At 68.3% G+C, this 25,850-nt stretch carries 24 protein-coding genes; 19 read left to right on the top strand and 5 right to left on the bottom strand.

Going from position 1 to position 25,850, the window contains the following annotated elements; genetic code table 11:
- Positions 1-49: 49 nt before the first annotated feature.
- From FE374_RS14850 to FE374_RS14830, 5 genes are all read right to left on the bottom strand, one after another.
- Positions 50-700: a hypothetical protein gene (locus FE374_RS14850; protein ID WP_139929964.1), complete on the bottom strand. Its 651-nt coding sequence runs from the start codon at positions 698-700 to the stop codon at positions 50-52.
- Between the two features lie 74 nt (positions 701-774).
- A complete protein-coding gene (locus tag FE374_RS14845; protein ID WP_139929963.1) occupies positions 775-1,482 on the bottom strand; it encodes a GntR family transcriptional regulator in 708 nt (235 codons plus the stop codon).
- Positions 1,482-2,237, bottom strand: coding sequence for a maleate cis-trans isomerase family protein (locus FE374_RS14840; protein WP_139929962.1), 756 nt, complete (start codon positions 2,235-2,237; stop codon positions 1,482-1,484). The genes FE374_RS14845 and FE374_RS14840 overlap by 1 nt, the downstream gene beginning before the upstream one ends.
- Entirely contained in the window at positions 2,234-3,166 is a 933-nt protein-coding gene (locus FE374_RS14835) for a fumarylacetoacetate hydrolase family protein (RefSeq protein ID WP_139929961.1), read from the bottom strand. The genes FE374_RS14840 and FE374_RS14835 overlap by 4 nt, the downstream gene beginning before the upstream one ends.
- Entirely contained in the window at positions 3,163-4,257 is a 1,095-nt protein-coding gene (locus FE374_RS14830) for a carbon-nitrogen hydrolase family protein (protein ID WP_223173557.1), read from the bottom strand. Before FE374_RS14830 ends, FE374_RS14835 begins: the two co-directional genes overlap by 4 nt.
- A 113-nt stretch (positions 4,258-4,370) precedes the next feature.
- On the opposite strand from FE374_RS14830, the gene FE374_RS14825 reads away from it, so the two are divergent.
- The 19 genes from FE374_RS14825 (at position 4,371) to FE374_RS14735 (ending at position 25,844) form a co-directional block, all read left to right on the top strand.
- The gene (locus tag FE374_RS14825) at positions 4,371-6,020 is read left to right on the top strand and encodes a thiamine pyrophosphate-binding protein (protein WP_139929960.1); all 1,650 of its coding nucleotides are present in this window, start codon (positions 4,371-4,373) and stop codon (positions 6,018-6,020) included.
- Between the two features lie 2 nt (positions 6,021-6,022).
- On the top strand, positions 6,023-6,850 hold the full coding sequence (locus FE374_RS14820) for an ABC transporter permease (protein WP_139929959.1): 828 nt from the start codon (positions 6,023-6,025) through the stop codon (positions 6,848-6,850).
- Positions 6,847-7,665, top strand: a complete 819-nt coding sequence (locus FE374_RS14815) for an ABC transporter permease (protein WP_223173556.1) — start codon at positions 6,847-6,849, stop codon at positions 7,663-7,665. Before FE374_RS14820 ends, FE374_RS14815 begins: the two co-directional genes overlap by 4 nt.
- Positions 7,666-7,757: 92 nt before the next feature.
- The gene (locus FE374_RS14810) at positions 7,758-8,576 is read left to right on the top strand and encodes an ABC transporter ATP-binding protein (RefSeq protein ID WP_139931626.1); all 819 of its coding nucleotides are present in this window, start codon (positions 7,758-7,760) and stop codon (positions 8,574-8,576) included.
- 8 nt (positions 8,577-8,584) lie between these two features.
- Positions 8,585-9,547, top strand: coding sequence for an ABC transporter substrate-binding protein (locus tag FE374_RS14805; protein WP_139929958.1), 963 nt, complete (start codon positions 8,585-8,587; stop codon positions 9,545-9,547).
- 25 nt (positions 9,548-9,572) lie between these two features.
- The gene (locus FE374_RS14800) at positions 9,573-10,688 is read left to right on the top strand and encodes a cupin domain-containing protein (RefSeq protein ID WP_139929957.1); all 1,116 of its coding nucleotides are present in this window, start codon (positions 9,573-9,575) and stop codon (positions 10,686-10,688) included.
- Between the two features lie 234 nt (positions 10,689-10,922).
- Positions 10,923-12,038, top strand: a complete 1,116-nt coding sequence (locus tag FE374_RS14795) for a cupin domain-containing protein (protein WP_139929957.1) — start codon at positions 10,923-10,925, stop codon at positions 12,036-12,038.
- Between the two features lie 4 nt (positions 12,039-12,042).
- Positions 12,043-13,221, top strand: a complete 1,179-nt coding sequence (locus FE374_RS14790; RefSeq protein WP_139929956.1) for a M24 family metallopeptidase — start codon at positions 12,043-12,045, stop codon at positions 13,219-13,221.
- Positions 13,209-14,210, top strand: a complete 1,002-nt coding sequence (locus tag FE374_RS14785) for an ornithine cyclodeaminase family protein (protein ID WP_139929955.1) — start codon at positions 13,209-13,211, stop codon at positions 14,208-14,210. The genes FE374_RS14790 and FE374_RS14785 overlap by 13 nt, the downstream gene beginning before the upstream one ends.
- Complete coding sequence (locus FE374_RS14780) at positions 14,200-15,429, top strand: metal-dependent hydrolase family protein (protein ID WP_139929954.1); 1,230 nt, start codon at positions 14,200-14,202, stop codon at positions 15,427-15,429. The genes FE374_RS14785 and FE374_RS14780 overlap by 11 nt, the downstream gene beginning before the upstream one ends.
- A complete protein-coding gene (locus FE374_RS14775) occupies positions 15,426-16,394 on the top strand; it encodes a branched-chain amino acid transaminase (protein WP_269142040.1) in 969 nt (322 codons plus the stop codon). The genes FE374_RS14780 and FE374_RS14775 overlap by 4 nt, the downstream gene beginning before the upstream one ends.
- Positions 16,395-16,446: 52 nt before the next feature.
- A complete protein-coding gene (locus FE374_RS14770; RefSeq protein WP_139929952.1) occupies positions 16,447-17,745 on the top strand; it encodes a Glu/Leu/Phe/Val family dehydrogenase in 1,299 nt (432 codons plus the stop codon).
- 82 nt (positions 17,746-17,827) lie between these two features.
- The gene (locus FE374_RS14765; RefSeq protein WP_139931625.1) at positions 17,828-19,033 is read left to right on the top strand and encodes an integrase; all 1,206 of its coding nucleotides are present in this window, start codon (positions 17,828-17,830) and stop codon (positions 19,031-19,033) included.
- Positions 19,034-19,295: 262 nt separating this feature from the next.
- Entirely contained in the window at positions 19,296-20,417 is a 1,122-nt protein-coding gene (locus tag FE374_RS14760; protein WP_168205713.1) for an ABC transporter substrate-binding protein, read from the top strand.
- A gap of 38 nt (positions 20,418-20,455) precedes the next feature.
- Positions 20,456-21,292 carry an ABC transporter ATP-binding protein gene (locus tag FE374_RS14755; protein WP_223173554.1) on the top strand — a complete coding sequence of 279 codons (837 nt, stop codon included), beginning with the start codon at positions 20,456-20,458 and terminating at the stop codon, positions 21,290-21,292.
- Positions 21,289-22,146: an ABC transporter permease gene (locus FE374_RS14750; protein WP_139929950.1), complete on the top strand. Its 858-nt coding sequence runs from the start codon at positions 21,289-21,291 to the stop codon at positions 22,144-22,146. Before FE374_RS14755 ends, FE374_RS14750 begins: the two co-directional genes overlap by 4 nt.
- Positions 22,146-23,345 carry a M24 family metallopeptidase gene (locus tag FE374_RS14745; protein ID WP_139929949.1) on the top strand — a complete coding sequence of 400 codons (1,200 nt, stop codon included), beginning with the start codon at positions 22,146-22,148 and terminating at the stop codon, positions 23,343-23,345. The genes FE374_RS14750 and FE374_RS14745 overlap by 1 nt, the downstream gene beginning before the upstream one ends.
- Positions 23,342-24,343, top strand: a complete 1,002-nt coding sequence (locus FE374_RS14740; protein ID WP_139929948.1) for an ornithine cyclodeaminase family protein — start codon at positions 23,342-23,344, stop codon at positions 24,341-24,343. The genes FE374_RS14745 and FE374_RS14740 overlap by 4 nt, the downstream gene beginning before the upstream one ends.
- Before the next feature lie 13 nt (positions 24,344-24,356).
- Positions 24,357-25,844 (top strand): gamma-glutamyltransferase family protein, encoded by a 1,488-nt coding sequence (locus tag FE374_RS14735; RefSeq protein ID WP_139929947.1) that lies wholly within the window; start codon positions 24,357-24,359, stop codon positions 25,842-25,844.
- Positions 25,845-25,850 lie beyond the last annotated feature (6 nt).

Here is a 25,850-nt window from a genome sequence, read left to right as displayed (position 1 = left end):
TCGGGCGAGTCCGCGTCAGCGGCGTCGAGCTCGCCGACGTGCCACTTCGTCAGCCGGCGTCGCTTGCCACTGCCAGCATCTCGCGCAGGCGGGTGGGGGAGATGCGACCGTCAGGAGCAGCGATGCCGGTGGCGACGAGGACGAAGTCGACGACCGGCAGTATCGAGTGGATGTTCTCGGTCGTGACACCGCTCGCGATGCCGAGCGGCGTCGTCATGCCCGCACCTCGTCGGATCGCAGCGAGCTTCGACGGGTCGGCGCTCTTGCCCGTGCCCGGGCCGGAGGTGGTGGGCACGTCCGTGCGATCCGCTGCCAGCGCGGCCAACGGTTCGAGCTCGGCGTCGCTCACCGGGGCCTGGTACTTGAACGCGATGCCGCCGAAGTGAGCCCCGCGCCACCCGGTCTTCTCGCGCATGAGCGCGATGGTGTCCAGGCCGTCTGGTGACCATTCCTTCCGAGCATCATCAGTCCACAGCGCATCGACCAACGCGGTGGCATCGTGATCCTCGGCCAGTGTGCTCAGGGATTCCGCGAGTCCGAGCCGGATGAAGTTTGCGCCGAGCACGATGCTCGGATGAGCGTCCCGCACCGCGGCAAGGCACCGCACCAGCTTCTTGTAGTCGGCACCGTGGTTGATGAGGAAGACCCCCTCCACCCCGCACGTCACCGCGACGTCGACCTGCGAGACGGTGGTGGCCACATCAGTCGCGTCAACGACCGGATAGACGCGAGGATGTGGCGACCACCGTTCTCGCCCGTGCGGAAACAAGGGGCTCACGGCGCCCGGCTCGTCAGCGTGCGGTGCTCGACTTCTTCGTGCTCGTTCGCCATCGCGCTGCTGAGGAACGTCACGGTACGGGTCAGGTGGCGTTCGAGGGCCTTCTCCGCCTTGTCCGGCTGATGGGTCTGGCACGCATCGAGGATCGCCTGGTGCTCGAGCCGCCTCTCGTGCACGTGTGCGTACTCCGTCATCGTCAGTGCCTGGTAACGCTCGCTGTTCAGCCACACCTGCTTGCACAGTCTGAACAGCCACGGCGACTCGGCGGCGCGGTACAGGGTCAGGTGGAAGTCCTCGTGGGCCGAGCGCGCGGCCGCGAAGTTGCCCGTTGCAAGTGCCTCGGCCTGTCGGTCCAACGCCGCGCGTGCCCTGACTGCCGTGGCGTCGTCCATCCGGGCGGCGGTGCGCCGGATAAGGGCTCTCTCGAGCGGGATCCTGGCGTCATAGGTGTCGACGAGGTCGTCCAACGAGAGCGGCCGCACCCGCGCACCCCGGTGCGGGATGATCTCGACGACCCCGATGCCCTCGAGCTGACGGAGCGCCTCGCGGATGGGCATGGCGCTCATGCCCAAGCTGTCGGAGAGCCCCTTGAGGCTGAGCGACTGACCAGATTTCAAGGAGCCGTCAAGGATTGCGGTGAGGACGGCGTTGTACGCCTGCGACGTCGTCGTGACGCGTTCAGGGGTGTTGATATCAAGGGACATCAGTAGCGTCCAGACAATAGGGATCCTGCGTCAGGCACCACGGTGTCGAGACCGAGCGAGCGCAGGATCTGGTGGGTGGTGGCAGTCGCCGCGGAGATGACCGGTTTGCCGATCTTGTCCTCGACGACCTGAATGGCTGCGAGTGACGGCATCTGCACGCACGCAGAAAGTATGACCACATCCGCGTCGCTATGGTCGAGCTGGTTCACGAGACCCTCCAGGAGCATGGGGTCGCGGCGGCCGACCTCGAGGTTGTCCGGGATCTCCAACGCCAGGCGATCGGTCACCTCGTAACCTTCTTCGGTGATGTAGCGGACGACCTCATCGGTGAGGGGAATCATGTACGGGGCGATCAGGGCGACCTTCCGTGCGCCCAGGGTCGCGAGGCCATGAATGAGCGCTCCCGCGCTCGACACCACCTGGGTGGGCCGCCCGTTGTTCGCTGTGGCCTCCTCCAGGCGGCTCTGGGACTGCAGGTGGTAGCCGGCACCCCTGGTCATGATCGCCACCAGGCAGGCGTACGCCATGATGTCCACCGCCGCGTCGGAGAGCTCGACGGCGCAGCGGTCCGAGGCGTCGTCCATGGCCTCGAGCTCGCTCTTGGTGACCTGCTTCATCCGCATGCGTGCGCTGTGGAACGTGAATCGTTCCGGCCTTAACGTCTCGCGGCGACGGAACATCTCGGGCAGCTCGGTCTCCATGGTCACGTTCGAGCTCGGAACGATCTGCCCGACGCGGTAAAGGGTCTGAGTCATTGTGCCGCCACCTCCGTGACGTGGTTGATCGGTGCCGTCACGGCCGTGACGTAGTTGGAGAGGGTGCCGATGCCCGAGATGGTGGCGACCACCTCGTCGCCGGGCTGGAGGTACTGAGGTGGGTCCATCGCCGCACCCACGCCCTGCGGTGACCCCGTCGCGATCACGTCGCCTGGCTCGAGCGTCATGCCGGACGTGATGTCCGCGATCAGCTGGGGGATCTTGAACAGCATGTCTCTGGTGTTGCCGTTCTGCATCTGCACGCCGTTGACGAGGAGCGACAGGTCGAGGTTGTGCGGATCGGTGACGGCGTCGCGCAGGACGATGGCAGGACCGAGGGGCGCGTAGCTGTCCTGCCCCTTCGAGAAGAACCACTGGCCGGAGCGACGTTGGTCCCGCGCGCTGATGTCGTTGATGATGCTGTAACCGAACACGTAGTCGAGGGCGTCCTCGACTGCGACGTTGCGAGCCTCCCTGCCGATGACCACGGCGAGCTCGCACTCCCAGTCGAGCTGGTTGGTGAGCTCGCTGTTGTGCAGGATCGGTCCGTTGGGGCCCACGACCGCGGTGCCGGGCTTGCTGAAGAGCACCGGCCGGGTGGGCAGGGACGCGTCGGTGTCGAGACTGCGGCTGGACTCGGCGACGTGATCGACGTAGTTCAGGCCGACACCGATGATCTTGCCCGGCTTGAGGGGGGCGAGAAGCACAGGATCGAGGACCTTCATGGAGGTCTCCGGGTCGGAAGCCGCCACCAGCGCCTTGAGTCGGGAGAGTGCATCGGGGCCGTGCTGGATCAGCTCGAGCAGTGTCGCTGGGGCCTCGTCGGGAGTGGGGTAGAGAGCCGGACCGTCGATGACGGTGCCGGGGCTCTGCTCCACTCCCCACGAGGTCGACCCCTCGTTGTCCTTCTTGTACGTCGCAAGTCTCATGGCCTGGGCATCCCAATCAGCTCGTTCGGGTCGGGTGGTGAAACTTCTGGCGCCGGCAGGCCGGCGAGCGATCGGTGCTCACCGTTTGCTCCTGCTGGCACGTCAGGGCAGGCGGCTTCGCCGCTCCAGAGAATCGGGTCCTGGCGCTGTCGGTTCACGCGCAACTCGAAGATGTCGAAGCGGTTGTAGTGGCCGACGATGTCGTGCATCTGCTTGGGCTGGATGCACCGCGCGATGTCGATCTCTGCGTAGACGATCCCTTCGTCGTCGATCAAGGGCTCGGTGAGGAGTCGTCCGTCCGGGCCGAAGATCCCGGAGAAGGCGGAGTGTGGACGCTCCAACAACCTGCGTGACTCGTCGTCGTGTGCGACGGCGTCGACGATCTCCGGCGTGATCGTCGAGCAGGAGACGACGGTGAACACCTTGCCCTCGAACGAGTGGGCGGCCGCACGCACCTTGATGGCTTCCACCATGTCGTAGTCGTCCGGTGCCACCGGCAGTGCGATGTAGTTCGCGACGTGCACGGTCTCGCCCTGGGCGAGCAAGGTGAACCGAGCCAAGGTGTTGGTGTTCTCGCCGCACGCCAGCACGCCGAGGTTGCCGACGGCGGTGTCGTACGTACGCAGTGAGCTGCCGTCGCCGCCCGTCCAGGTCAGCTTCTCCGCCCAGGTCGGCACGAGCTTGCGGTGCACGCCGAGCAGGCTGCCGTCCGGGCCGAGGATCACCACCGAGTTGTAGATGGTCGCCGGGAATCGTGGGTGCCGCTCGTTGACACCGATGACGACATAGGCGTCGGCGGCCCTGGCGGCGCCGGCGAGCTGGGAGATCTCCGGACCCGGCACGACGATCGAGGCCTTGACGAGCTCCTCGAAGTGGGGGCTGCCGGCGATCGGCGTCTTGGTCCAGTTCCAGTACGGATATCCCGGAACGAACACCTCCGGAAAGGCGATGAGGCGCGCGCCGGCGCGGCTAGCCTCGTGGATCAGCGAGCAAGCCTTGTCGATGGTGGCCTGAGTGTCGAGAAACACCGGGGCCGCCTGGACTGCGGCGGCCTTGAACTGTGGAAGATCCACATCGTCTCCTTTGATCAACATACATACTAGCATTTGATCAAACGTCTGTGTAGTGTCCGTCACAAGATGCCAGCAGCACCCGCCCAGAGCGGTAGCGGCGGCGCCCGATTCACGATGACGTGTGGGGAGCTATGCGCGTAGATCAGGCCATCGGCCAGCACCTAGCAGCAGCAGGGGTGAGCCATGTATTCGGCGTCGTGGGAAGCGGCAACTTCCACGTCACGAACGCCCTCAACCAGTCCGGGGCTCGCTTCGTGGCAGCGCGGCACGAGGGCGGGGCCGCCACCATGGCGGACGCCTTCGCCCGGATGTCCGGCGAGGTCGGGGTGTTGTCGGTGCACCAGGGGTGTGGCCTGACCAACGCCGTCACCGGTATCGCCGAGGCTGCCAAGAGCCGCACCCCGATGCTGGTGCTGGCGCCGCAGGCAGTGCTGCGGCACTCGAACTTCTGGATCGAGCAGCAGCAGCTCGCCACATCGGTCGGTGCAGTCGCGCGCACCGTCACCAGCGCGCAGACCGCAGTCGCGGAAGCGCTCGCCGCGCTCGACGAAGCACGCGAGCAACGACGCACGGTGCTGCTCAACCTGCCCATCGACATCCTGGCCGAGGAGATCACGGGCGACGGTGAGTATGCGGTGCGGCGTGCGAGCGGCACTTCCCCGGTCGAGCCCGACGCGGAAGCCGTGCAGACCCTTGCCGACCTTCTCCTGGCCGCCCGCAAGCCCGTCTTCGTCGCAGGCCGCGGCTCTCGCGGCAAGCGGGGCGCCGAGGCGCTGACGGCGTTGGCGGCAGAGGTCGGCGCCCTGGTCGGGACCTCCGCCGTCGCGAACGGGCTGTTCGCCGGGAATCCCTGGAGCCTGGGGATCGTAGGCGGCTTCTCCACCCCGGAGGTGGCGGACCTGGTCCATGGAGCCGACCTCATCGTGGGCTGGGGCTGCGCCCTCAACATGTGGACGATGCGATCAGGCAAGCTCATCTCTGAGGAGGCCACCGTCGTCCAGGTCGACCTCGAACGCGAGGCGTTGGGCGCGCACCGGGCCATCGACCTTGGAGTGGTCGGAGACGTCGCCGCGACCGCCGCCGCCGTCCGAGCGCACCTCGCCTCGCGCCTCACGCAGCCACGCGAGGGCTACCGCACCGCCGCCGTCGGCGCGCGGATCGCCGCGGGGGGCCACTGGACGAACGTCCCGGTCGAGGACGAGCACACCGGTGACCGGATCGACCCGCGGATCCTGAGCAGGACCCTGGACGCCGCCCTCCCGGACGACCGCGTGGTCGCGGTCGACTCGGGGAACTTCATGGGCTACCCGGCGGCCTACCTGAGGGTGCCCGACGAGGACGCCTTCTGCTTCACCCAGGCGTTCCAGAGCATCGGCCTGGGCCTCGCGACCGGGATCGGCGCCGCCCTGGCCCAGCCCCATCGGCTGCCGGTGGTCGCGTGCGGTGACGGCGGATTCCTCATGGGGGTCTCCGAGCTGGAGACCGTGGTCAGGCTGCGGCTGCCGATGGTGATCGTGGTGTACAATGACGCCGGCTACGGCGCGGAGGTTCACCACTTCGGTCCGGACGGTCACGAGCTCGACACGGTCACGTTCCCTGACGTCGACATCGCCAGCCTGGCCCGCTCGCTGGGCTGCGAGGCGGCCACGGTGCGCGAGGCCCGGGACCTCGACATCATCACGACCTGGTTGGCCGGCCCGCGCGACCGTCCGCTGGTCATCGATGCGAAGACGAGCCAGGATCTCGCCGCCTGGTGGCTCGTGGAAGCGTTCGGGCACTGAGCATGGCTGCCACCACCCTCCGGCGCCCCGGCGTGGCACCCGTCGGGCGCCCGCCGCGGCGGCGGTTCCGGCTACGGCTCCAGGGCGTGGTCGGGTTCGCCGTGCTCATCGTGGTGGGGGAGCTCGTCGGTCGCAGCGGGATCGTGCCGCCCAGCTACCTGCCGCCGTCCTCGGTGGTCCTGGTCCGGGCGGGCGAGCTGCTCCTGGACGGTGAGTTCCTCGGTCACGCGGCCGCCACGCTGCTGGCGTGGGTGGCGGGTCTCGCCCTGGCCATGCTGCTCGCCGTACCGGTCGGCATCCTCGTCGGGACCTCGGAGCTCGCCTACCGGGCGTCGAGCGCACTCGTGGAGTTCCTGCGGCCGATCCCGTCCGTGGCGCTGATCCCGATCGCCATGCTCATGCTGGGGACCGGGACCGAGATGAAGGTCGTCCTGACCGTCTACGCCGCGTTCTGGCCGATCTTCTTCAACACGATCTCCGGCGTCCACGACGTCGACCCCACGGCGAAGGACACCGCCGTCAGCTTCAACTACTCCCGCTGGGGAGTTCTCACGCGCGTGACGCTTCCCAGCGCGGCCCCGCACATCTACACGGGTGTGCGCATCGCCTCGGCCGTCGTCCTGGTCGTGGCCATCAGTGCGGAGCTCCTCGCCGGGGGTGACGCCGGAATCGGCACCCTGATCTTCCAGGCCAGCATCACCGGCGCCGGTGCCGACACGGTCTACGCGGCGACCGTGCTCACGGGCCTGCTGGGACTCGGTATCAACAGCGCCCTGGTGTACGTCGAGCGGCGGATGCTGTTCTGGAAGAACTCGGAGCGCAAGGCATGATCGCGACGACCCTCCGGCGAGGCGCCCTCGGGATGCGGGGCGCGTTGAGCCTGGCCGTCATCCTGGCAGCCGGCGTGGTGTGGCAGGCCGCGGCCGTCGCCATCGACTCGCCGTTCTTCCCGCCGCTGCTCGACGTTCTGGGCCGGGCGCGCGAGAACTGGTTGTCCGGGCCGGTGTCCGCCCTCTTCCTCACCCAGGCGGTCGCCGACGACGTGCTGCCCAGCCTGGTCCGGGCGGTCGGCGGGTGGGCGCTGGCGTCGGTGATCGGCATCGTCCTCGGTGTCCTCCTCGGGATGGTCCGCGGGCTCGACTCCTACCTCATGCCGCTGCTGGAGTTCATGAGGGCGATCCCCCCGCCCGTGCTCATCCCGTTGTTCCTGATCCTGTTCGGTGCCACCGAGACCATGCGGATCTCCTTCGTGGCCTTCGCGGTGATGTGGCCGATCCTGCTCAACACGATCACCGGAGTGCAGGCGGTAGAACCCACGCAGCTCCAGGCAGGCATCATCTTCCGCCTGAGCGCACGGCAGCGGCTGATGCAGATCGTCCTGCCGTCGGCCCTGCCCTACATCTTCACGGGACTGCGGATCGGCCTCTCGCTGGGGCTCATCCTCATGGTGATCTCGGAGATGGTCGCGGGCGTCAACGGCGTGGGGTACGGGATCCTCACGGCGCAGCGGTCCTTCGACATCTTGAACGTGTGGGCCGGGATCATCCTGCTCGGCCTCATGGGATATGCCCTCAGCGTGGGCCTGCAGTACGCGGAATCTCGACTACTTCGGTGGCATCGAGGCTCAAAGAAGAGGAGCGTGTGATGCCAGCAGCAACCCTTTCGAACGGCCCGACACCAGACGGCGGCCACGGCGTGCCCCGCAGGTCCACGGGAGTGCTGGTCGCCGACGACGTCATGCACGAGTACGGCGCCGGTGACACCACCCGGCGGGTCCTGGAGAACCTCTCCTTCACGGTCGGGGCCGGGGAGTTCGTCTCCATCGTCGGTCCCTCGGGCTGCGGAAAGAGCACGCTGCTGCGCTGCATCTCCGGCCTGATGGAGCCCACCTCAGGGGCGGTCGCGCTCGACGGCGCGCGGTACACCGGCGTCCCCAGGGAGCTTGCCCTGGTGTTCCAGGACTACAGCCGGTCGCTCTTCCCCTGGCTCACCGTCGCCGGGAACGTCCGGTTCGCGCTCAACGGGCTCAAGCTCTCCAAGGCGGAGGTCAACGCGCGTATCGACGAGAGCCTCCACGCGGTAGGGCTCGGCGACATCCCGGCGCAGTACCCGTGGCAGCTGTCCGGCGGTATGCAGCAGCGGGTCGCCATCGCCCGAGCCCTCGCGTACCGGCCCAAGATCCTGCTGCTGGACGAGCCGTTCGCCTCCGTCGACGCGCAGACCCGCGCCGAGCTGGAGGACCTCCTCCTCGACGTCTGGGCGAAGTTCGGCATGACCATCCTGTTCGTCACCCACGACATCGACGAGAGCGTGTACCAGTCGGACCGTGTCGTGGTGCTCGGCTCCTCCCCGACGCGCGTCATCGCGGACGTGGAGATCCCCATCCCACGGCCGCGGCACCAGATCCGCACGAGGGAGCTGCACGAGTTCATCGAGCTTCGTTCCCGCCTCGCGCGGCTCATCCGCGCAGCGAAGGGGGTCCCGCCGGACCTCGGCCCCACCACTCCAGCCGATTCGGTCGAAGCCACGGCCGTAGCCACCATCCAGACCCCCTGAGGAGCCTCATGAACAACAAGCTTTGGCGTTCTAGCGTGATCGCGGCGATCGCCGCATCGACCATGGTGCTCTCGGCGTGCGGCGGATCCAACGCCGCCAGCGACGCGGAGGAGCAGACCGACATCACGATCGGCCTGATTCCCGTGCTGGACCCCGGCCTCGTCTTCATCGCCCTGGAGAAGGGCTACTTCGAGGACCACGGTCTCAATGTCGAGCTGAGCTCCGGTATCGGCGGGGCGACCAACGCGACCGCGATGGCCGCCGGTGACATCGACGTCGGCTTCGGCGCCTACGTCACGATCCTGCAGGCCCACGACCAGGGCATCCTCGACGTGGCGATCATCGCCGAGGCGGCGCGCGCGACCAAGGGCCTGGCGGGGATCTACTCGCTCGCCGACTCCGATGTGGTGGGGCCCGAGGACCTGCCCGGCAACAAGCTCGCACTGGCCCAGGTGCGAACCATTCCGGACCTCGTCTCCCAAACAGTGCTGGAAGACCTGGGTGTGGACTACGGCGCCATCGAACGCGTGGAGATGCCGTATCCGGACATGGGCGCCGGCCTGGCGCGTGGGGACTTCGACGCGGCATGGCTGACCGAACCGTTCATCACCCTGCTGAAGAAGGACTACGACGTCAACGAGGTCGTCGACGCGTACAGCGGGCCCGCCGACGGGCTCTCGGTGGCCGGGTTCTACACGACGAAGAAGTTCGCCGAGGCGAACCCCACGACGATCGCGAGCATCAAGGCGGCGCTCGCCGATGCTGCGAAGTTCGCGAAGTCGTCGCCTGACGAGACCCGGGACCTGCTTCAGGTCTACACCAAGCTCGACGACGACGTCATGGACGCGGTCACGCTCCCGGAGTTCCCGGCCGACATCGACGTCGACAAGATCGCGGTCAATCCCGACCTCATGGTGAAGGCCGGCTATCTCGATGAGCCGGTTGATATCGAGTCTTTGGTGATCAAGTAGTCACGAGAGTGTGAGGAGAGCAGGCATGACGTATTCGGATGATGTTATTGGTCGGGCGCGGGTCGCGAGTGATGCGGCGCTGGATGAGTTTTATGAGGTTTTGAAGGGGGTGAATGCGGGGGCGCTGTGGACGGTTGCCAATGATATTGAGCCGTGGTTCCCGCAGCCGAAGACGGTGCCGGCGTTGTGGAAGTACCGCGACCTGCGCCCGTTGGTGGAGCAGGCGCTGGGGCTGGTGAAGGCCGATGACGCCGGGCGCCGGGTGATCATGTTGGTCAACCCCGGGAAGCAGGACGGCTCGGCGGTGGTGGGCAACGTGTACACGGGCCTGCAGATCATGGGGCCGGGTGAGTCGATGACGGCGCACCGGCACATGGCGGCGGCGTTGCGGTTCGTCCACGAGGGCAAGGGGGCGTGGACGGTTGTCGACGGCCAGAAGCTCACGGTGGGTCCGGGTGACTTCGCGATCACCCCGTCGGGTGCGTTCCACGAGCACGGTAACGAGTCCGACGACACCAACGTGATCTGGCAGGACGGGTTGGACATCCCGTTGGTCAACGCGATGGACGCGGGTTTCTACCAGGTGCACCCAAAGCTGTACCAGGACGTGGACCCGGTGCCGAACCACTCGTACCTGAAGTACGGGGTGGGGCAGCTGCGCCCGTACGGGTTCGAGGACTCGTGGTCGAAGCGGTACTCGCCGCTGTTCGCCTACCCGTGGGAGCAGGTCTACGACGCGTTGCACAACGTGGCCAAGGCTTCGCCGGGGTCGGAGTGCGACGGGTACATCGTGGAGTACTCCAACCCGCTCACGGGTGGGTCGGTGATGCCGACCCTGAGTGCGCACATGCAGATGCTGCTGCCGGGTCAGGCGACCAAGGCGCACCGCCACACCGGTTCGGTGGTTTACACCGTCGCGCAGGGTTCGGGGTACTCCGTCATCGCGGGCAAGCGGTACGACTGGACGAAGGGCGACATCTTCTGCGTGCCGAGCTGGGCGTGGCACGAGCACGTCAACCTCGACCCCAACGAGGAGGCCTTCTTGTTCTCCTTCAACGACTTCCCCGTGATGCGGTCGTTGGACTTCTGGCGCGAGGAGATCCTGCGCGACAACGACGGCCACCAAGAGATCTCGGAGTGAACTGATGACCGCGTCCACGAGCATGGCGGAACAAGAAATCGACACCCTCGTCGTCGCGGGCCCGGTCAGGACCGAAGGTCCGTGCGGCGAGTGCGCCCACTGTGGGACAGGTCCTGCGGGTTTCGTCAAGTCGTCGCCTGACGTGACAAGAGAGTTGCGTCAGCTGTCTCGATGAGCCGGTTGATATCGAGTCTTTGGTGATCAAGTAGTCACGAGAGTGTGAGGAGAGCAGGCATGACGTATTCGGATGATGTTATTGGTCGGGCGCGGGTCGCGAGTGATGCGGCGCTGGATGAGTTTTATGAGGTTTTGAAGGGGGTGAATGCGGGGGCGCTGTGGACGGTTGCCAATGATATTGAGCCGTGGTTCCCGCAGCCGAAGACGGTGCCGGCGTTGTGGAAGTACCGCGACCTGCGCCCGTTGGTGGAGCAGGCGCTGGGGCTGGTGAAGGCCGATGACGCCGGGCGCCGGGTGATCATGTTGGTCAACCCCGGGAAGCAGGACGGCTCGGCGGTGGTGGGCAACGTGTACACGGGCCTGCAGATCATGGGGCCGGGTGAGTCGATGACGGCGCACCGGCACATGGCGGCGGCGTTGCGGTTCGTCCACGAGGGCAAGGGGGCGTGGACGGTTGTCGACGGCCAGAAGCTCACGGTGGGTCCGGGTGACTTCGCGATCACCCCGTCGGGTGCGTTCCACGAGCACGGTAACGAGTCCGACGACACCAACGTGATCTGGCAGGACGGGTTGGACATCCCGTTGGTCAACGCGATGGACGCGGGTTTCTACCAGGTGCACCCAAAGCTGTACCAGGACGTGGACCCGGTGCCGAACCACTCGTACCTGAAGTACGGGGTGGGGCAGCTGCGCCCGTACGGGTTCGAGGACTCGTGGTCGAAGCGGTACTCGCCGCTGTTCGCCTACCCGTGGGAGCAGGTCTACGACGCGTTGCACAACGTGGCCAAGGCTTCGCCGGGGTCGGAGTGCGACGGGTACATCGTGGAGTACTCCAACCCGCTCACGGGTGGGTCGGTGATGCCGACCCTGAGTGCGCACATGCAGATGCTGCTGCCGGGTCAGGCGACCAAGGCGCACCGCCACACCGGTTCGGTGGTTTACACCGTCGCGCAGGGTTCGGGGTACTCCGTCATCGCGGGCAAGCGGTACGACTGGACGAAGGGCGACATCTTCTGCGTGCCGAGCTGGGCGTGGCACGAGCACGTCAACCTCGACCCCAACGAGGAAGCCTTCTTGTTCTCCTTCAACGACTTCCCCGTGATGCGGTCGTTGGACTTCTGGCGCGAGGAGATCCTGCGCGACAACGACGGCCACCAAGAGATCTCGGAGTGAACTGATGACCGCGTCCACCACCAACATCGCCACCGGGACGGGGCTGGAGAAGAGCCTGGTCTTCCCCCGCGAGGAGTACGCCGCGCGGATGGCCCGCACCCGCGCCGCCATGGCGGAACAGGGCATCGACACGCTCGTCGTCATGGGCCCCGAGGACCTGTACTACCTCACCGGCTACCGCTCCATGGGGTTCTTCGCCTGGCAGGCGCTGATCGTCCGGGCAGACGGCACGCCCGTCATGCTCTCGCGGGACCTCGAGCGGCGGATCTACCTCAACAACTCCTGGGCCGAGGAGTACCTCGCGTACGACGACCACCAGGACCCGGTGACCACCTTCGTCGGTCTCCTGCACGACCTCGGCGCCCAGACCGGCCGGATCGGCATCCCCAGCAGCGGGCTGAGCATCTCCGCCAACGACGTCGCCCGGCTGGCCCGGGAGCTGCCCGGGGCCACCTGGCACGACACCACCACGCTGCTGCCCGGCCTCCGGCTGGTCAAGAGCGAGCTCGAGATCGCCAAGATCCGCCAGGCCGCCGAGTTCACCCGGATCGGCATGCACGCGGCCGTCGAGGCGTGCGTGGTCGGCAACACCGAGAACGACGTCGCGGCGGCCTGCCTCGACGCGATGATCCGCGCCGGGAGCGAGGACCCTTCCCTGGGGCCGCTCGTCGGCGCCGGGTTCCGCGCACCGTTCGGGCACGCCGCATGGGAGCGCACCAGGCTCGGCGACGGCGACCTCATCTTCATCGAGTGCGGCGGCGCGATGAACAGGTACCACGCCGGCGCCATGCGGACGGTGGCCCTGGGGCGGATGGACGACACCCGCCGGCGTCTCGAGGCCGCCAGCCGCGACGGACTGAACGCCGGGCTGGCCGCCCTGAAGCCGGGCGCCACGTCCGGTGAGGTCGACGCCGCCGCACGGGCCGCCGTCGAGAAGCACGGCCTCGGGGAGTACTTCAACCACCGGAGCGGCTACTCGATCGGCCTGGGCTTCCGCACCTGGATCGAAGGCATGAGCCTGCGCCCGCACGACGACACCGTCATCACCGAGGGCATGGTCCTGCACGTGGTGCCGGCGCTCAGCGACGACGTCACCATGATGGCGATCAGCGAGACCGCCCTGGTCACCGCCGGCGGCGCCGAGCCGCTGGTGAACCTCGAGAAGCAGGTGTGGGTCAGATAGCCATGGTCCACACACTGACGGTGGTCTCCCACGAGGACGTCGACGCGACGGGGCTGAGCATCTCCGATGCGCTGCGCGCCGTCGAGGACACGTACCGCATGGAGGCCGCGTCGGGAAGCATCGTCCCGGTCAAGATCGAGATGCACACCGGCCGGGACGGGGCGTTCAAGCTGGCCATGCCCGCATCGATTCCCGGGTGGCGCCAGTCCGGCATGAAGTGGGCGGCGTTCTTCCCCGGGAACAGCAGATGGGGCGTCCCCGACTCGCACAGCGTCATCATCCTCGACGACTGGGACACGGGCCTGCCCGTGGCGGTCGTCGAGGGCTCGCTCATCACGAACCTGCGCACGGCCGCCTGCGCGGCGGTGCTCGCCAAGTTCACGGTGCCGCGGGCCCCGACGACGGTGACGCTCGTGGGCGCGGGCATGTTGGCGCGGTGGACGCTGCGTGCACTGGTCGAGACCTTCCCGGCCATCGAGACAGTGCGCGTGGTGTCCCGCACCGCCGCCACCAGGGACCGCTTCTGTGAGGAGATGCGCGAGGAGGTGGCGTGCGAGCTGGTGCCCCTGGGCGACGCCGAGCAGGCGGTGCGTGGCTCGCAGCTCATCGTCTCCTCCACGGTGCCGTGCCCTGAGCCCAGCCTGCGCAGCGCGTGGCTGGACGACGACGCGGTCGCCGTCCCGATCGACGGGCTGTACGTCTGGGACGACTCCCTCTTCGCCACGGCCGGGCGATTCGTCACCGACCACCGCGAGTTTCTCGCGGGGCAGTACGACCAACGACCCGACCGGATCGCCTGGCAGGACTGGGAAGAGATCGCCTCGATCCTCGACGGCAGCAGTGCCCGGCAGGCAACCGGACCCACGGTTGCCCTGCCGACCGGGAAAGCAAGCATCGACGTACGGCTCGGCTGGGAAGTCCTGGCACGTGTCGCAGAGCGCACCGTGCCCGCTGCACCACTTATCGAAGGGCGAGTTCATGCTCATTAGGAATGTCGTTGTCTACGACGGCCGGGGGGGTGCACCTCTGTACGACGCCGCCGTCAGCATCGACGGCGAGCGGATCGCGTGGGTGGGGCCGCTGAGCGACCTGCCGGCGGAGGTGGCCGCGGATCCGTCTGTCGTCGACGCCGAAGGCCGCGCCCTCCTGCCGGGCCTCATCAACACCCACGTCCACCTGAGCTTCGACGGCCGGCCGGACCCGACGAGCTACGCGGCGAACTCCGAGGCCCAGGAGACGCTCATCGTGGTCTCCAGCGCACTGCGGTCGCTGGCCGGGGGCGTCACGACCGTGCGTGACTGTGGCGCCCGGACCTCGGCGGTGATCGCGCTCGCCGACGCCGTGGACAACGGTCTGGTGGCGGGCCCGCGCGTGGTGGCGAGCGGGTCGTTCATCACCATGACCGGTGGGCACGGCAACTGGGCGGGCGTGGAGGCCGACGGCGCCGAGGCCGTCCGCGCCGCCGTGCGCGGCCAGGCGAAGCGCGGCGCACGCTCCATCAAGCTGATCGCGACCGGCGGCGTGCTCACCCCGGGCACCGAGCCGGGCGGCGCCTCGTACACCGAGGAGGAGCTGGCCGCGGGCGTGGCCGAGGCCGACCGGCTCGGCATCCCGGTCGCGGCCCACGCCATCGGTACCGAGGGCATCAAGAACGCGCTCCGCGCAGGAGTCGGCTCGATCGAGCACGGCAGCTACCTGGACGACGAGGCGTGCGAGCTCATGCGTGCGCGCAACGTCTCCCACGCCCCGACCCTGTCCGCCTACCACACCCTGGTGGCCGGCGGGTCCCAGGACGGGGTTGCGCCGTCGATCATTCGCAAGGCGGTCGGTGCCGCCCAGTCCAACACGGAGAGCTTCCGGCGGTCCGTCGCGGCCGGCGTGAACGTGGTCTGCGGCACGGACGCCGGCACCCCGCAGAACCCGCACGGCGGGGTGGGCCTGGAGATCCGCCTCATGGTCGAGGGCGGTGTCCCGATCAGCACGGCGGTGAAGTTCGCGACCCTGAACTCGGCGCGGTGCCTGGGGCTTGCCGACCAGATCGGCTCCATCGAGCCGGGAAAGATCGCGGACCTCATCCTGGTCGACCCGAACTTCGCCCGGGACCCCGTCCTGCTCGATTTCCCGTGGTACGTCATGCGCGACGGGCGATCGATGCTTAACGACCTTCCACTGAGTGATGCAGCAAAAGAAATGAGTGTGGCAAAGTGACCGACGTTGTTCTGATGGGCGACAAGTATGTCCCCGCGGCCGAGGCGACCATCAGTGTGCGCACCATGGCCTTCAACTCCGGGTGGAGTGTCTTCGAGGGCATCCGGGCGTACTGGAACGAGGAGGAGAAGCAGCTCTTCGTCTTCCGCCTGCCCGAGCACCTTCAGCGCCTGCACAACTCCGCGCGAATCCTGCGCATGGAGCTCCCGGCAGACATCGACGAGATGGTCGAGCGGTGCCGCTCGCTCCTCGAGCGCAACAACCTGCGCGAGGACTCCTACCTGCGGCCGATCGCCTACAAGGGCCTGCCGACCAAGCTGGGCGTCAACCTGCTCGACGCCGTCGACGAGTTCGTGGCCTACTGCTTCCCCCAGGGGCGGTACCTCCCCACCGAGCGCGGGCTGAGCGTGGGCGTCTCCTCCTGGGTGCGTATCCAGGACAACGCGGCGCCCCCGCGCGCCAAGATCGGCGGCACGTACGTCAACCCCGCGTTGGCCAAGACCGACAGCCTGCTGCAGGGCTTCGACGAGGCCCTGATGCTCACCAGCGAGGGCAACGTGGCCGAGGGCTCCACGTCGAACCTCTTCCTGGTGGTGGGCGGTGAGCTCGTGACGCCCCCGTCCACCGAGGACATCCTCGTGGGGATCACCCGCGGCACGATCATGGAGATCGCCGAGGAGGAGTTCGGGCTGAAGGTCCGCGAGCGGGTGGTCGACCGCAGCGAGCTGTACAGCGTGGACGAGGCGTTCCTGTGCGGCACGGGCGCCGAGGTCGCCGCCATCGGCAGCGTCGACGGCCGAAAGATCGGCGACGGCAACATCGGCCCGATCACGCGGCGGCTGCAGGAGTTCTACCTCGACATGGTGCGCGGCAAGAACCCCAAGTACCGGCACTGGTGCACCCCGGTGCACACGAGCGCGGCCGGTACATCCGAGCGGGAGCTGTCCAGCACCGTCGTGAAGTAGGGAACTGCGCAGGCCAGCCGGTTCGTCCGAGTCCTCCTGGAGGAGCGAGCAGATGATTCAGTCAGTGAGTACGACAGCGCCCGAGAGGTCGGTCCCCGCGCAGGGCAACGACGGTCCGCTCTCGGACGTTCTCTCGCAACTGCGCGGGGCAGTGGACCTCCTCGGGTACGACGAGGGCCTCTACAGCCTCCTGGCCAGGGCGCGGCGCGAGATGACCGTGAGCATCCCGCTCCGCCGGGACACGGGGTCCGTCGAGGTCCTCGTCGGCTACCGGGTGCAGCACAACCTGTCCCGCGGCCCGGCCAAGGGCGGGCTGCGGTTCAGCAGCAGCGTCAGCCTCGACGAGGTACGTGCCCTCGCCATGCTGATGACCTGGAAGTGCGCGCTCGTCGACGTGCCGTTCGGTGGGGCCAAGGGCGGCGTGACGTTCGATCCCAGGATGTACTCGCAGGCGGAGGTCCAACGGGTCACCCGCCGGTACACCAGCGAGATGATGCCGCTGCTCGGTCCGAGCAGCGACATCCCGGCGCCGGACATCGGGACCGACGAGCGGGTCATGGCCTGGATGATGGACACGTACTCCACGGCGGCGGCGCACACGGTCCCCGGCGTGGTCACCGGTAAGCCGGTCGCCCTGGGCGGCTCGCTGGGCCGGTCGAGCGCGACATCCCTGGGCGTCTTCCTGACGGCCAGGCACGCGCTCGACCACGCGGGCATCAAGGCCACCGGCGCGCGGGTGGCGGTCCAGGGGTACGGAAAGGTCGGCCGGGGTGCGGTCCGGTACTTCTACGACGCCGGCTTCACCGTCGTCGGGGTGAGTGACGAGCACGGCGCGATCTACAACGCCGAGGGCATCGACGTCGAGGAGCTGGACACGTACTTCGCCCGTGCCGGCACGGTGGTCGCCTTCGCGGGCGCCGAGATGCTCCCCGACCGGGAGGACCTGCTCGAGCTCGACGTCGATGTCCTGGTCCCGGCCGCCGTCGAGCGCGTCATCACCTCGGCGAACGTCGCCAACGTGTCGGCGCGACTGATCGTCGAGGGCGCGAACGGTCCGACCACCCCGGAGGCGGACGCGGCGCTGCGGGCCAACGGTCAGCTCGTGGTGCCCGACATCCTGGCCAACGCCGGCGGGGTTGTCGTGTCCTACTTCGAGTGGGTCCAGGGCAACCAGGCCTACTGGTGGACCCAGAAGGAGGTCGAGGATCGGTTGGCGGCGCGCATGGAGCTGACGTGGAACCGGGTCCTCGCCCACGCGACCGCCGCCGATCTGGACCTCAGATCCGCGGCCATGTCGCTCGCCGTCAAGACGGTGGCAGAGGCGCACCTGGCCAGAGGGCTGTATCCGTAGGGCGCACCGCGCCTGCTGACCGCAGACGAGGTGGCGCGTGGGAAGTGAGGTTGCTGTGCGTGTTCATGCCGAGATCGACCCCATGAGCGCCAAGGCGTACGTGGCGGCGAGGAAGAAGGACAAGGGACGGATCCTGTCCGAGGTGGTGGACCTCACGGGGTGGTCGCGTGACACTGCGCGTCGTCGACTGGTCGGCGCGGCTGAGGAGCCGGCGCAGAAGGTGGTCGTGAAACAGCGGCTGCGCGCGTCGAAGTACTCCCACGAGGCGCGACGGCTTCTGCGGTGGGTGTGGGAGGTGTCAGGTGAGCAGTGCGGCAAGTACCTGGTGGTCTCGATACCGCTGATCCTCGAGGGTCTGGAGCGCCACGGCGAAGTGGTGGAGGGGGAGCGTGGCTACACCGCCACCGTTCGCGACGAGCTGCTGTCCATGAGCGCTGCGACGATCGACCGCTACCTCCAGCAGATGAAATCCGATGGGCATTCGCGGATGCTCAGCAGAACGGAGGCATCGGCCCTGTCCCGGTCATGGCCCAACAACACCAGGGCTGTGGACGAGGGCGAGGGTGAACCGGGATTCTTCACGGCCGAGGTGATCGAGCACTGCCGGCCCGGAGCCGACGGCGAGTTCGCCCGTACGTTGGTGCTTACTGATGCCCACACGGGCTGGACCTTCACCCGCACCACGCCAAACAAGAATGTCCTGCACCTCCTGGACGTTCTCGAGATCGCGCTCGGAACAATCCCCTTCGCCGTAGTCGCGATCGACTTCGAGAATCGCAAGGAGTTCAGCAGTACCGCGCTGATCGACTGGGCACGCCGGCGTGCTCTCGAGGTCGTCATATCACGGTGCGACGACGGCAGTCCGGCACCCGTGCTCAAGAACACCGACCTGTCGCACCGGTGTCGCTTCCCCTACGGTTTCGACACGGAGGCGGAACGTCAGGTCCTGAACACGGCGTGGAGCCTGGTCAATGACCGGCTCAATCACTTCACGCCCACTCGTAAGCCGCTGGGGTGGGAGTGGGACATGCAGGGCCGCCGCAAGCGGCTGTATGACGACCCCGCCACGCCGCTGGACCGTCTCCTGGCTGCAGGAGTCGTCTCACCGGCGCAGGAGGCCGAGCTGGCTGCCTCGCGAGAGCGGCTCAACCCCGCCGCCATCGACCACCAGATCAACGACTTGTTGACCCGGCGGCGCTTGCTGGCCCGGGCCGAGACCGGGCACGCAAGCATCCCGTCCGCCCATTTCGAGGCCCTGACCGGAAGCTGCGCCGGGGCCACGGGCTAAGGGCCGGTGGACCGCCCGGATTTCACATAGGCGGCGGTATCCGGGATTCCAGGATCAATGGCGTGCTGTTCCCGCCCGAACGGGGCCAGGTGATCGCGCGCCCCTGGTCAAGTGTTTGCTGCTTGCGAAATATTCCATGCCGGACAGGGTTCGCTCGGCCGCTTTCGCGGACGAATTACGTGAGGCACCAGACTTGGTTGACCATGTTTTCAGGGCGCTTGTACCTTCAAATTGTCAACCTCACTCGAAGGGGAGTGGAACCATGAGAACGTCTATCAGCGGATCCAGCTCGGCCCGCCGCGGGATCGCGGCGGCGATGGTCGCCGCAGCGCTTCTTGCAACCGCCGCGTGCGGGGACTCAGGCAACGAACCTGCCGTCGCGGCCGACGGCGACGAACCGACCAGCGGCGACAAGCCAACCAGCGAGACCCAGCCGGCCGGGGAGATGCGCGACGTCACGGTCGCACTTCCCGTGCCACTTGGCCTCTTCTGGTCCCCGTACATCATCGCGGCCGAGAAGTTCTACCCCGAGATGGGGATCAACGTGGATCTGCCGTCCGTGGATGGCAGCGCCAGCGTCGCCCAGCAGATCGCCACCGGCAACGCGTTCGCCGGCAGCGTCTCGGTTCGCGAGACCTATGCCGCGCGGGCAGCCGGCGGCGAGGTCATGGCCATCGCGGCCTTCGGCCGAGGCCTGATCAACCGCGTCAGCGTGCCGGACGACTCGCCGATCCAGTCGCTCGCGGACCTGAAGGGCAAGGCGATCGGTGTGCCGTCGGCAAGTGACGGCTCGGTCGCCCTGGTCAAGCAGCTGATGGAGGAAGCCGGCATCTCCGAGGACGAGTACGAGATCCCCGCGGTCGGCGCCGGTGGACCGGCGGTCGCTGCCGCGTTCGACTCGGGCCGGATCGCGGCCTACGCGCACGGCCTCAGCGACATCCCCGCACTCAAGGTCAACGCCGGGATGACGCTCCGGTCGCTCATGCCGGAGAAGTACCAGGCGCTCCCGGCGGAGGGCTTCGTGGTCTCGGAGGAGTCCATGGCGGACCCGGAGGATCGCGAGGTCGCCATCAATCTCGTCAGGGGCTATTTCCTCGGTGCCTGGTTCCTGCAGGAGCACCCCGAGGAGGCCAAGGAGATCGTCTGCGGCGTCATCCCCAGTGACTGCACCGACGACGAGTACGTGAACGCCACCCTCGAGCTTGTCTCGGAGAAGTTCGCTCCCGAGAAGGACGGCAAGGCCGGCGCCTTCGACTACGAGAACATCCAGATCCTCCTCGACATGACGCTTGGCGAGGCGCTGACGGTGCCGGTCGAGGAGGCCTTCAACGGCAAGTTCCTCGAGTCGATCAACGACGGGCTGCTCGAGCAAGCGGGGGCCTGATGAGGAATCGTGCAGCGATCACAATGGAACGGCCCGCGATGAACAGCACCCCAGAGCTTGACGGATCGCCGCGCCCGGGCACCACGGTGGTGCAGGCCAGTGAGCCCGCGGTCACGGTCTCCGGGATCTTCAAGACGTACGCCACCCGGGACGGCGTTGTCGAGGCGGTGCGGGACGTGAGCTTCGAGGTCCCGCACGGCCACGTGGTCTCGATGGTCGGCCCGAGCGGTTGCGGGAAGTCCACGGTCCTGAAGATGATCGCCGGGTTGGAGACCTACGACCGCGGGACCATCACGGTCCGCGGCTCCGACCCGGCCCCGGGGCGCCGGGACTGCGGGATCATGATGCAGTCCGCCGTCCTCCTGCCCTGGCGCACCGTCCGGGAGAACGTGATGCTCCCGGTCGAGATCCTCGGGCTCGACAAGAGCGAGGCTGCGCAGCGGACGCAGGACCTCCTCGACCTCGTCGGCCTCGAAGGGTTCGAGAAGAAGTATCCCTGGGAGCTGTCGGGCGGCATGCAGCAGCGTGTCAGCCTCGCCCGGCTCCTGGTGTTCGAGCCCGAGCTCCTGCTGATGGACGAGCCGTTCGCGGCCCTCGACGAGATGACGCGCGAGCGGCTCGACCTCGAGCTGGTCCAGCTGCACGAGCGGTTCCAACGCACCCTGATCTACGTCACGCACAACATCGCCGAGTCCGTGCTGATCTCCGACACGGTCATCGTGATGACGGCGCGCCCGGGCGAGATCGTCGACATCGTGCCCATCGACCTGCCGAGGCCGCGAACGCTCCTGTCGATGACGAGCCCTGAGGGGACGGCGCTGATCGAGCGGATCCGGCGGGCGCTGGACGGATCCACCGAGGAGAAGGTTCAGTGAAGGTAGACGTGGCCGCCCAGCCGAACCCGGTGCCGGCTGCCGTCCCGTCCCGCCGAGGGACGCGAACGGCCACCGTCGGCGCGGCTCGCCGGCGCCGCCTCCGTACATCTGTCGCGGCGCCGATCATCACGATCGTCGCGTTGCTGGCACTGTGGCAGGTCGCCAGCACGGCGGAGCTCGTCAATCCGCTGGTCATGCCGGCCCCGACCGAGGTCGCCACGGCGCTGGTCGACCTCGCGGACGAGGCCTTCTTCTGGGGGGCCGTGCGGGTCACGATGTGGCAGGCGGTCGCCGGGTTCGCCATCGGCGCCAGTGCCGGAATCGTCCTCGGCACGCTCATCAGCCTCATCCCGCTCGTGCGCAGCGCCATCTACCCCCTGGCGGTGCTGTTCCAGACCACCCCGCAGGTCGCGCTCGCGCCGCTCTTCTTCGTGTGGTTCGGCTTCGGCCTGACCCCGCGTGTGCTGTTCGCGGCGACCACGTGCTTCTTCCCGGTCCTGGTCAGCGTGATCGTCGGGCTGTCGACCGCGCCGGCGGACGCCCGCACCCTGATGCGGTCGCTGGGCGCCTCCCGCTGGCAGCTGTTCCGGAAGCTGCAGTGGCCGTTCGCCCTCCCGGTCGTCTTCGGTGGTATCCGCACGGCCGTCCCCCTCGCGCTCATCGGCTCGATCGTGGGTGAGTTCGTCGGGGGGAACGAGGGGATGGGCGTCCTCATCACGACCTTCAACATGCAGCTGCAGATGGCCAACGCCTTCGCGGTGATCTCGACGCTCGGGATCGTCGGCCTGGCCGTCTACCGGTTCGTCGAGTTCTTGGACAAAAAGATCGTTTTCTGGCAAAGGAGTGGGAACTGATGGATTTCGAGGAGCAGGAGTACCGGGCGCGCGTCGAGCGTGCGAAGGAGCTGATGGCGGAGGAGAACCTCGACGCGATCATCGTCACGGGGGACGCCACGTCGGCTCCGAATTACCGGTACCTGTCCGGGCACTCGCCCCGGAACTACCAGGCGACCACGAGCCGCCCGCACCTGCTGCTCCTCACCCGTGAGGGCGGCGCGGCGATGTGTGTGCACCACGCCAGCGTGGTGACCGCGCGTCAGGGATGGGTGGAGGAGATCCACACGTACACCCAGCCGTTTGGCCACACCGACGTGGTCGAGCTCTTCAAGCGCGTGGGCCTTCAGCGCGGCCGCATCGGCCTGGAGATGGGTCTCGACTCGCGCGTCCAGATGCCGATCGGTGAGCTGGAGCGGGCGAAGCGTGAGCTCCCCGAGTGCTCGTGGGAGGACGCCAGCCCGCTGCTGTGGAAGATGCGCACGCGCAAGTCCGAGGCGGAGCTCGACCGGCTCCGCACGGCGCACGAGATGAACGGCCGGGCCCTGGCGCACACCTTCGCCGAGGCCGAGCCCGGCATGAGCGAGCGCGACATCTACGACCTGTGCGCGCACGCCCTGATCGACGCCGGTTCCAACGAGCCGCCGTTCTCGCAGATGACGATCTCCTCCAGTGCCCGCTACCGCGGCCACGGCACGATCACGCCGTTCTCCGGCCCGACCGAGGTGCCCCTGGAGCCGGGGGACTCCATCTTCCTCGACACCGGCGTGGTCGTGGACGGGTACTGGGGCGAGTTCGGGCGCATGGCCGTCATGGGCGAGCCGAGCGAGTCCCAGCACCGTTCGCACGATCTCGTGCGGACGCTCGTGCGGCGGTCCATCGACGAGGCGATCCGGCCCGGCGTGACCTCGGACCAGGCCATGCGCGACATCCTGGGCATCCTCGAGGAGGAGGGCTTCTCCGAGAACGGCAGCGGCCTGGCGCCCTACGACCGGTTCCCCTACATGCACGCCGGGCACGGCCTGGGCTTGCAGTCCAGCGAGATGCCGCTCGTGCGGCTCACCGACGAGACCGTCCTCGAGGAGGGCATGGTGTTCTCCGTCGAGATCTACGTGCGGCGGCCGGACATGCAGTGGGGCACGGAGGAAAGCATCGTGCTGACCTCCTCGGGTCCCGAGGTGCTCTCCGTCCCCGACCGCGGGCTCTTCGTGATCACATGATGGGCGCAACGCTCGTCATCCCCATGCAGCAGGTGAAGGACCTGCTGTCGGTCGAGGAGTGTGTCCGGCTGCAGGAAGAGGTGTTCGGGCTGAGCGCCTCCGGCCGGGCCTGGGAGGGGGCCAGCGCCTGGGCCCGGCCGGAGGTCGCGGCCATGGCCCATCCCCGCTCGGCGAAGATGATGCTCGGCGGGATCGAGCCGGACTGGTGGGGGATCAAGATGATCGCCTTCTCCGACGGTGACGTCGACGCCAAGCGGCGGATGGCGATCGTGACGCTCTTCGAGGCGGAGTCCCTGCTGCCGGCCGCGATCATCGAGGCCAACTACCTCGGCTACATGCGGACGGGTGCGGCCGGCGCGGTGGCGACGCGTCACCTGGCCCGTCCCGACGCGCGGGTGATCGGTGTGCTCGGCAGCGGTGCGGTGTCGCGGTTCTCGGTCGATGCCCACCTGGCGCTCGGTCGTGACGTGGACAAGATCTGCTTGTTCAGCCCCTCCGCGGAGCGCGCCGCGCGCTTCGCCGCGGACATCCGGCAGCGGCACGGGGTGGACGTCGAGACGTTCGGCACGGCCGACGACGTCGCGCGCCGGGCCGAGATCCTCATCACCGGCACGGGGGCCGGCACGCCGGCGTTCGATCCCACGGTCCTGGCGCCCGGAACGCACGTCAGTGCGATGGGGCACCAGGGCGAGCTCGATCCCCGGATCTTCTCGATGGCTCGCACGATCGCCGACGAGAAGGCGAACGCCGTCGCCCACGGCAAGCTCAGCACGGCGATCGCCGCCGGGGCGGCGGACGCCGAGGTGGTCGCCGCGAGCCTCGGTGACGTGATCGCCGGCGCGAGACCGGGCAGACGCAGCGAGTCCGAGATCACCCTGTTCGACAGCTCCGGCCTGACCTTTCAGGACATCGCCGTCGGCGTCTATCTCCGCGAGCGCGTGCTCGAGCGCGAGCTGCAGCAGATGGTCGAGATCGATACAGACAAAGCAATGTGGTGAGAAAGGTAGTTCAATGACGAATGCTCCTGCGCAGCTCAAGGGTCCCTCCTACGGTCCCGCGCACGTCCGGCGCCCGGTGCGCACCGCCGCCGGCCGGCCGCCCACCGTCGCAGGGCGTGCCATGGTGGCGACGAGCCAGCCGCTGGCCACGTGGGCCGGGCTGCGGGCCCTGAACCGCGGGGGCAACGCCGCGGACGCGGCGCTCGCCGCGGCGGCCATGCAGACCGTGGTCGAGCCGATGTCCACGGGCATCGGCGGGGACTGCTTCGCGATCGTCTGGAAGGACGGCAAGGCCGACGCCCTCGACGCCGCCGGGCCGGCTCCCGCCCGGATCGACGACGACACCCCGGCCACGCGTGGGCCACGGTCGGTCACGGTGCCCGGCGCGGTGGCGGGCTGGGCGGAGCTCAACGCCCGCTACGGTCGCCTCAGCCTCGAGGAGTGCCTGGCCGACGCGATCGACGCGGCGGAACGAGGCTTCGCCGTCGCGGCGATCACCGCTCAGCTGTGGGCGGCCGCCGACTCCCCCGCGGGCATGCCGGCGCCGACCCTGGGGGAGCGGGTGACCGCGACCGAGCTCGCCGCCACGCTGCGCCGGATCGCCGACGGGGGCCCCGACGCCTTCTACCGCGGACCGGTGGCCGAGGCCATCGCATCCGTCAGCTGGCTGGAGGAGGAGGACCTGCGCGCCTACGCGCCGCGCTGGGTCGAGCCGCTGCGGCACAATTACCGCGGCACCGAGGTTCTCGAGCTTCCCGCGCCCACCCAGGGTGTCGCGGCACTGGAGGCGCTCGGGCTGCTCGAACGGATGGACGGTCCGACCCTGCCGAACCGGATCCGCGCCGCTCGGCTGGCGATCGAGGACGCACTGGCGAACGTGCGTGACGGCGTCGACGTGAGCCACCTCCTGGATCCCGCCCACCTCGACCGGCGCGTCCAGGTCCAGGAGCAGTTGGTTGCCGAGCCGCTGGGCGGGACCGTCTACATCGCCGCCGTCGACGAGGACCGGATGGCCGTGTCGTTCATCCAGAGCCTGTACATGTCATTCGGCTCCGGAGTCGTCGCCCCCGGCACGGGGGTCGTGCTGCAGAACCGGGGTGCGGGCTTCGGCGTCCAGGGTCGCGTGGTCGCCGGCACCCGGCCGTACCACACGATCATCCCGGGGATGATGGCCCGGGACGGCGACCTCTACGGTCCGTTCGGGATCATGGGCGGCCCGATCCAGGCGCAGGCCCACATGCAGTTCGTGTCGAGCCTCGTCGACGACGGGCTCGACGTGCAGGCCGCGCTGGACCGCCCCCGCTTCCTCGTCGCAGGCGACGGCGTCCACCTCGAGGAGGGCTACTGGCCCGAGGCGGCCGCGTTGGAGGAGGCCGGCGAGCAGGTCGTCCTCGACGACAACGCCCACGGCTTCGGCGGCGGGCAGGCGGTCATCGTCCAGGGCGACGCCCTCATCGGTGGGTCAGACCCGCGGAAGGACGGTCACGCCGGTGGCTTCTGAGGCCAC

The sequence above is a fragment of the Georgenia yuyongxinii genome (assembly GCF_006352065.1).
GTDB lineage: Bacteria > Actinomycetota > Actinomycetes > Actinomycetales > Actinomycetaceae > Georgenia > Georgenia yuyongxinii.
This window is presented reverse-complemented; position numbering and strand designations above follow the sequence as displayed.

Excerpts from the sequence above, each read along its gene's own strand:
- FE374_RS14840 (WP_139929962.1), bottom strand. The coding sequence starts at position 2,237 with ATGACTCAGACCCTTTACCGCGTCGGGCAGATCGTTCCGAGCTCGAAC.
- FE374_RS14770 (WP_139929952.1), top strand. The coding sequence starts at position 16,447 with ATGATTCAGTCAGTGAGTACGACAGCGCCCGAGAGGTCGGTCCCCGCG.
- FE374_RS14815 (WP_223173556.1), top strand. The coding sequence starts at position 6,847 with ATGATCGCGACGACCCTCCGGCGAGGCGCCCTCGGGATGCGGGGCGCG.
- FE374_RS14805 (WP_139929958.1), top strand. The coding sequence starts at position 8,585 with ATGAACAACAAGCTTTGGCGTTCTAGCGTGATCGCGGCGATCGCCGCA.
- FE374_RS14745 (WP_139929949.1), top strand. The coding sequence starts at position 22,146 with ATGGATTTCGAGGAGCAGGAGTACCGGGCGCGCGTCGAGCGTGCGAAG.
- FE374_RS14800 (WP_139929957.1), top strand. The coding sequence starts at position 9,573 with ATGACGTATTCGGATGATGTTATTGGTCGGGCGCGGGTCGCGAGTGAT.
- FE374_RS14780 (WP_139929954.1), top strand. The coding sequence starts at position 14,200 with ATGCTCATTAGGAATGTCGTTGTCTACGACGGCCGGGGGGGTGCACCT.
- FE374_RS14825 (WP_139929960.1), top strand. The coding sequence starts at position 4,371 with ATGCGCGTAGATCAGGCCATCGGCCAGCACCTAGCAGCAGCAGGGGTG.
- FE374_RS14765 (WP_139931625.1), top strand. The coding sequence starts at position 17,828 with ATGAGCGCCAAGGCGTACGTGGCGGCGAGGAAGAAGGACAAGGGACGG.
- FE374_RS14845 (WP_139929963.1), bottom strand. The coding sequence starts at position 1,482 with ATGTCCCTTGATATCAACACCCCTGAACGCGTCACGACGACGTCGCAG.
- FE374_RS14760 (WP_168205713.1), top strand. The coding sequence starts at position 19,296 with ATGAGAACGTCTATCAGCGGATCCAGCTCGGCCCGCCGCGGGATCGCG.
- FE374_RS14790 (WP_139929956.1), top strand. The coding sequence starts at position 12,043 with ATGACCGCGTCCACCACCAACATCGCCACCGGGACGGGGCTGGAGAAG.
- FE374_RS14735 (WP_139929947.1), top strand. The coding sequence starts at position 24,357 with ATGACGAATGCTCCTGCGCAGCTCAAGGGTCCCTCCTACGGTCCCGCG.
- FE374_RS14755 (WP_223173554.1), top strand. The coding sequence starts at position 20,456 with ATGAACAGCACCCCAGAGCTTGACGGATCGCCGCGCCCGGGCACCACG.
- FE374_RS14740 (WP_139929948.1), top strand. The coding sequence starts at position 23,342 with ATGATGGGCGCAACGCTCGTCATCCCCATGCAGCAGGTGAAGGACCTG.
- FE374_RS14795 (WP_139929957.1), top strand. The coding sequence starts at position 10,923 with ATGACGTATTCGGATGATGTTATTGGTCGGGCGCGGGTCGCGAGTGAT.
- FE374_RS14820 (WP_139929959.1), top strand. The coding sequence starts at position 6,023 with ATGGCTGCCACCACCCTCCGGCGCCCCGGCGTGGCACCCGTCGGGCGC.
- FE374_RS14835 (WP_139929961.1), bottom strand. The coding sequence starts at position 3,166 with ATGAGACTTGCGACGTACAAGAAGGACAACGAGGGGTCGACCTCGTGG.
- FE374_RS14810 (WP_139931626.1), top strand. The coding sequence starts at position 7,758 with ATGCACGAGTACGGCGCCGGTGACACCACCCGGCGGGTCCTGGAGAAC.